Genomic DNA, 5,734 nt, shown 5'->3' with positions numbered 1-5,734 from the left:
TGAATCAGCGAACGGCGCTCAGCTCAACCCGCTGATTGGGTTTGAGCCCTAGTAGATACAAGGCCCGTTTTTATAAGCGCCAGAGCGTACGAACTGCAAGCCATCACTCTTGGCCATTAGTCCGGTGTCACAACCGATCGAGGCTGTTGAAAAAATCGGACACGATAGATAATTGCGCTTTAATGTAAGTTTTGAAGGCAGTGGCCATTCATGGAGAGATATTCGTGCGCTAATTCCACGTAAGAAGCAAGATTGTAATGCATGTTGCGGAAGGACCGACTTTTCCAATGGTCTCGGTCGGTTCTGACCTAGTCGGACACAGTACGCAAAAGCGTCATTGTCGGGGTGTCAGAACCGTGCGGCGGAAAGTGCGGGCAATTTCAAGACGCAACAGACGCGTGCCGCCTGCTAGCACCCCCAAAATCCGACCGCCCTTCGCCCTTCGCTACCGCCGGTTCGCTCTCCCTGCTCCCATCCGCGCGCGGACGCCGCCGTCGACGCCGCGCCCCGCCTGGACGGGGCGGTACAGGTTGCCGGTCGTGTCTGGCGCGCGCGCCGGGGCGTCGCGCATCTGCGCGTCGTGATAGACGTTCGCCGCGACCTTCTCGGTCAGGTCGGGGAACAGGTTGTGCGCCGTCACGGCCCCTTGCGCCTTCCAGCCGACGGGGAGCTCCTCGCGCGGGTGGATCGAGGCCCAGACGATCGCCTCCGCGACCTTGTCGGCGGGATCGAGCATGATCATCTGTGGCCGCCGCCCCGAATAGTTCGCCGTGTGCGTCCAGAAAGGCGTGTCGGCGGCGAAGGGCATGACCGTCGATACGCGGACGCGTCGACCCAGCCCCTTCAACCGCATCTCCTCGTTCAGGGCGCGCGAGAGGCCGAGTACGCCGTACTTCGTCGCGCTGTAGGTCGCCTGATACGGAAGCGGCACGACGCTCTCGACCGAACCGACATTGACGAGCGTCCCGTGCCCCTGCGCGACGAAGCGGCGCATCGCGGCATGCGCGCCGTACACCACCCCCTTCAGATTGACGTCGACGATCCGCGCCTGGTCGGCGACGGGAATGCGCTCGAACGGACCGACCGCGCCGACGCCGGCGTTGTTGACCCATATGTCGATCCGCCCGAACCGCGCCACGGCGGCGGTCGCCAGCCGCTCGACGGCGGCGGCATCCGACACGTCGGTGGGCACGACCAGCGCCCGCCCGCCCGCGGCGCGAACCTCGCCCGCCACCTCCTCCAGCAATTCGGCGCGCCTGGCCGCGAGCACGACGTTCGCGCCGAGCCGCCCCGCCCGCACCGCCGCCCCCCGGCCAAAGCCGCTCGACGCGCCGGTGATCACGTAGGTGCGGCCCGCGATCCGCGCCGCGTCGCCCGAACGGAGCGTCGTGTCGGTCGCGCAGGCGCCCAGGCCGAAACCGGCGAGGAGCGGCGCGAGCGCGGCCCGCGTCGCCGTCACCCGTCCAGGCCGTTGGGGCCGGGTTCGCGGTCGCCGTCGCCTTGCGCGGGCGTGCCCTTGGTCGCGGCGTCCGCGCCGGTCGGGAGTCCCCCATCGCCGCCATGCTGGTCGTTGTCGAGGTCCTCGCCCGGGTTGCCGCCGCCCGCTCCCATCCCGCTGCCGCGCACCTCGCCGTTGCGGAGGACGTGGGCGCGGCGGCCGTTGTCGGCGGGGATATCGCGGGGATCGTCGGCCATGGGAGAATTCCTTTCCCGGTCAACGGCGGGTGGGCGCGGCTGTTCCCGGCGTCGCGATCGGCTAGGACGAGGGCATGGGCAGGACGGCCACGGAGGAGCGGGCAAGCCGATCGCGCGTGACGCGCGCGGTGCTGTTCGCGCTCGGGCTGGTCCTGGTGGCGGGCTTCGTCGCGCTCGGCGCGTGGCAGCTCGCGCGGCGGGGCTGGAAGCTCGACCTGATCGCGCGCGTCGAAGCCCGCGTCGCCGCTCCGCCGACGGACGCGCCCGGTCCGGCGCTCTGGCCCAAGGTGGACGCCGCCCGCTTCGAATATGCGCGCGTGCGCGTTCGCGGCCGCTTTCGCCACGACCGCGAGACGCGGGTCCAGGCGGTCACCGCGCTCGGGGCGGGGTCATGGGTGATGACCCCGCTCATCACCGACGGGGGGTGGACGGTGTTCGTCAACCGCGGTTTCACGCCCGGCGGCGCGCGGCCGACCGCGGGTCCCGCGATCGTCACCGGCCTCCTGCGCCTGAGCGAGCCGGATGCGGGCTGGCCGCGCGCGAACGATCCGGCGGCGGGCCGTTGGTACGCGCGCGACCTCCCCGCGATCGCCCGCGCGCGCGAGCTGTCGGGGGTCGCGCCGTACTTCATCGATGCCGACGCGGGGCCGGATCCCGGCTCATGGCCCAGGGGTGGGCTGACGGAGGTCAGGTTCCGCAACCATCACCTCGTCTATGCGCTGACCTGGTTCACGCTGGCGGCGCTTGTCGCGGCGGCGCTCGTCTTCCTGGCGCGCGACGGGCGGAGGAGCGGGCGATGAAGGCGAGCTGGATGGCCACGGTCGCGGGGGCCGGGCTGCTCGGCGCGTCGGCGCTGGCGATCCTGGTCGGCGAGCGCCGCCGTCCGCTGCGTCGCATGACTTCGCCCGCCGGCAAGCGCATTCCAGTCAACCTGGCGCTCGGGGCGCTCAGCGCCGTGGCCATGGCGGCGGTCGAGCGCCCCGCGACGCGCGCGCTGGCCCGCACCGTCGAGCGGCGGCGGATCGGCGTCGCGCAGGCGCTCGCCCTGCCCCCGCTCGCGCGCGACGCGGTCGCGTTCCTGTTGATGGATTACACCACCTATGTCTGGCACGTGCTGACGCACGAGGTGCCGGTCCTGTGGCGGCTCCATCTCGTCCACCATCTCGATCTCGACATGGACGCGTCGACCGCGCTCCGTTTCCACCTGGTCGACATGGTCGTCTCCACGCCGTTCCGCGCGCTCCAGGTGATCGTGTCCGGCGCGGGGCCGCGCGCGCTGGAGGCGTGGCGCGGCTGGTTCCTGCTCGCCGTGCTGTTCCATCACGGCAATCTCGGCCTGCCCGCGCGCTGGGACCGGCGGCTGGCCTGGCTGCTGACCACGCCGCGCATGCACGGCATACACCATATGGCCAGGGCCGAGCTGACGGGGTCGAACTGGTCGAGCGGCCTGTCGGTCTGGGACCGGCTCCACGGCACCTTCCGCCTGGACGTGCCGCACGACGAGGCCCCGATCGGCGTCGCCGGCCATGGCGGAGGGCCGGGCGTCGCCGCGTCGCTCCGCCTGCCGTTCGTGCGGCGGGACGCGTGGGAGCCGTCGGTCGTCCCGACGCGTTGAGGCGGGTGACGCGCAGCCAAGGAACCCCGATCATGGCCCACCGATACCTGTCGCCCTCCCAACTCAGCGAACAGCTGCGCGGGGGTTCCGCCCCCGACCTGAACCGCCGCCGCGTCGGCGTCGCGCTCAGCCTGGCGGGGGCGGCGATCGCGGGCGTCGTGACCGCGTACCAGACCGGGCTTATCAAACGCCTGCCCGACATCCTGCCGGGCGCGGTATGGGACGCGGAGAAGGTCGACGCGTCCGACTACGCCTACCGGAACCTGCAGCAGCCCGACGGTCCGATGATGCTCGTCAATTTCGGCCTGACCGCGATGGCGCTGGCGGCGGGAGGCGCCGACCGCGCGCGGGAGAACCCGGCGCTGCCGCTGGTCGCGGCGGGCAAGGCGGCGATCGACCTGGCGCTGTGCGGCGTGCTGGCGGCGCAGGAATGGCGCGACAACAAGGCGCTGTGCAGCTGGTGCCAGGTCGCGACCGCCCTTTCCGCCGCGACGCTCGGCTTGGCGGTCCCGGAAGCGGTCAGGGCGCTGCGCGCGGTCGAGGGCGCGACGGCTCACTAGGCCACGCCGTCGCCGCCGGCGGATGTCGGGCCGCACGGAAATGATCCAGGCACCGGGATATGGCGCCCACAAGACGCGAAGATGATCACCCGGACCGCTCAACTATTTGCGTCACTTAGGGTGGTGCCGCCTACAAGCTCCATGGCACCGTTCAGCAGCATTCGTCATCGACCGTTTTATGTGTAAAGGCAATAGCTTAGCATCATTTCCCGTTCCGCATTTGTTCGTTGACAGCCGCCCCTAGTCGCGACAGAGTGTGGGAGCATTTGAGGGAGCGAAATGGGACGGCTCACTGCTCTAGCAATTAGGAATGCGAAGCCGGGCCGTCATAGCGATGGTGAGGGCCTTCACCTGCTCGTAGCGCCTTCAGGCGGCAAGTCATGGCTGTTGCGAGTACAGGTCGATGGTCAACGTCGCGATATCGGACTTGGCTCAGCTGTCTCTCCAGGACGCACTGACAAAAATGCAGCGCCGTCGCCTATCGACATCCCTCTTCTGCTTCGGAAAGTGCTCACACTCAGCGAAGCCCGCGAGAAAGCCGCCGTGCTCAGGGCAGCCGCGAAATCAGGGTTGGACCCCATTTTGGAGCGTGATCGGGAGCGACGTAAGCTGCCGACCTTCAAAGAGGCTACTATCGCGACGCATGAGGCGCTTAAGGACGGCTGGAACGCGAAGAGCGCGGCGACCTTCCTTAGCTCGCTGGAGAACCACGCCTACCCTACACTCGGCACCATGCGCGTCGATCAGATTGAAGCGTCGCAGATTCGAGATATGCTTGCGCCGATCTGGACCGAGATCCCAGATATGGCTCGCAAGGTTCGCTACCGTGTCGGACAGGTGCTCGACTTTGCGAAAGCGAAAGGCTGGCGACAAGCCGACGCGCCGCGGAAGTCCGTTACGGTCGGCCTGCCCAAGCAGCCAAGCGGCAGCAACTACAAGGCGATGCCCTATTCGCAGCTACCAGCTTTCGTGTCCGACCTGCGCGCCAAAGCAGGGACAAACGGGCGCATGGCTCTCCTGCTGCAGATCTACACCGCCGCTCGTCCAGGTGAGGTGCGGGGCGCGCGGTGGGGGCAGATCGATTCTGAAAATCGACTTTGGCATCGCCCTGCGGAGTTGATGAAAGGCTCCGATGCCCCGCCACATACCGTTACCCTCTCCGCTCCCGCTCTCGCGCTGCTTCGCCAGCTTCAAAAAAGTGATGTTAGCCCACAGCAGTTGATCTTCCCTGGCCAAAACGGTGGTCTGTTTTCGGACATGACAATGAACAAGGTCATTCGCGACCTTGGCCTGCCTTTCGACGCGCATGGCTTCCGCTCTTCTTTCCGCGATTGGGCAGCGGAGCGGATGCCGAACATACCCGATCCGGTGGCGGAAGCTGCACTGGCGCACCTCGTCCCGGATAAGGTTATCCGCGCCTACAAGCGCACGACGTTCATCGAAATGCGGCGCGAGTTACTAGACGCATGGGGTACCTTTTTATCAGGATAGTCCTCAGTCTTCAGACACTGGAGCATCGCGTACTCAGACGAGGCAACCCGACGATGGTAAAAACCATAGTCGTCGCCGCGAGTTGGTCGCCCACTTTCGCGACATTAAGCGCGGCTATCACATGGGCCATATCAGCACTTAAGATAAATGTCGCACTAGCTGAGCAAGTATTTGGGACTACCGCGACCAAGAGCTGCGCTGACGATAGATTTGTCATGAAGCGCCGATCTAGGTTTCATGAAGGCCTAGTGACGATGCTAACCTGAATGGGCAAATTCGTCAGCCATCCATTCGAAGGACCAAGTCATGGAACCACTCGCTGTAGCGCGACGATCTGGATGAGAAGCGAGCGGCGATCAGGATGAGAGCTGAT

Annotated in this window: 6 protein-coding genes; 4 read left to right on the top strand and 2 right to left on the bottom strand. The window is 67.0% G+C overall.

The genetic code is table 11. The annotated features are described in order from the left end of the window. Positions 1-445: 445 nt before the first annotated feature. On the bottom strand, positions 446-1,459 hold the full coding sequence (locus ACFE71_RS14575; protein WP_375429487.1) for an SDR family NAD(P)-dependent oxidoreductase: 1,014 nt from the start codon (positions 1,457-1,459) through the stop codon (positions 446-448). Next, positions 1,456-1,695, bottom strand: coding sequence for a hypothetical protein (locus ACFE71_RS14570; RefSeq protein WP_375429486.1), 240 nt, complete (start codon positions 1,693-1,695; stop codon positions 1,456-1,458). The genes ACFE71_RS14575 and ACFE71_RS14570 overlap by 4 nt, the downstream gene beginning before the upstream one ends. A gap of 74 nt (positions 1,696-1,769) precedes the next feature. On the opposite strand from ACFE71_RS14570, the gene ACFE71_RS14565 reads away from it, so the two are divergent. The 4 genes from ACFE71_RS14565 (at position 1,770) to ACFE71_RS14550 (ending at position 5,361) form a co-directional block, all read left to right on the top strand. Next, the gene (locus tag ACFE71_RS14565; protein ID WP_375429485.1) at positions 1,770-2,495 is read left to right on the top strand and encodes an SURF1 family protein; all 726 of its coding nucleotides are present in this window, start codon (positions 1,770-1,772) and stop codon (positions 2,493-2,495) included. Further along, the gene (locus ACFE71_RS14560; protein ID WP_375429484.1) at positions 2,492-3,310 is read left to right on the top strand and encodes a sterol desaturase family protein; all 819 of its coding nucleotides are present in this window, start codon (positions 2,492-2,494) and stop codon (positions 3,308-3,310) included. Before ACFE71_RS14565 ends, ACFE71_RS14560 begins: the two co-directional genes overlap by 4 nt. A gap of 32 nt (positions 3,311-3,342) precedes the next feature. Continuing rightward, positions 3,343-3,870, top strand: a complete 528-nt coding sequence (locus tag ACFE71_RS14555; RefSeq protein ID WP_375429483.1) for a vitamin K epoxide reductase family protein — start codon at positions 3,343-3,345, stop codon at positions 3,868-3,870. A 279-nt stretch (positions 3,871-4,149) separates the two neighbouring features. After that, positions 4,150-5,361: a tyrosine-type recombinase/integrase gene (locus tag ACFE71_RS14550; RefSeq protein WP_375429482.1), complete on the top strand. Its 1,212-nt coding sequence runs from the start codon at positions 4,150-4,152 to the stop codon at positions 5,359-5,361. Positions 5,362-5,734 lie beyond the last annotated feature (373 nt).

It is taken from the genome of uncultured Sphingomonas sp. (genome assembly GCF_964237155.1).
Lineage (GTDB): Bacteria > Pseudomonadota > Alphaproteobacteria > Sphingomonadales > Sphingomonadaceae > Sphingomonas.
The sequence above is the reverse complement of the archived record's forward strand: the minus strand, read 5'-3'. Positions and strand labels throughout refer to the sequence as shown.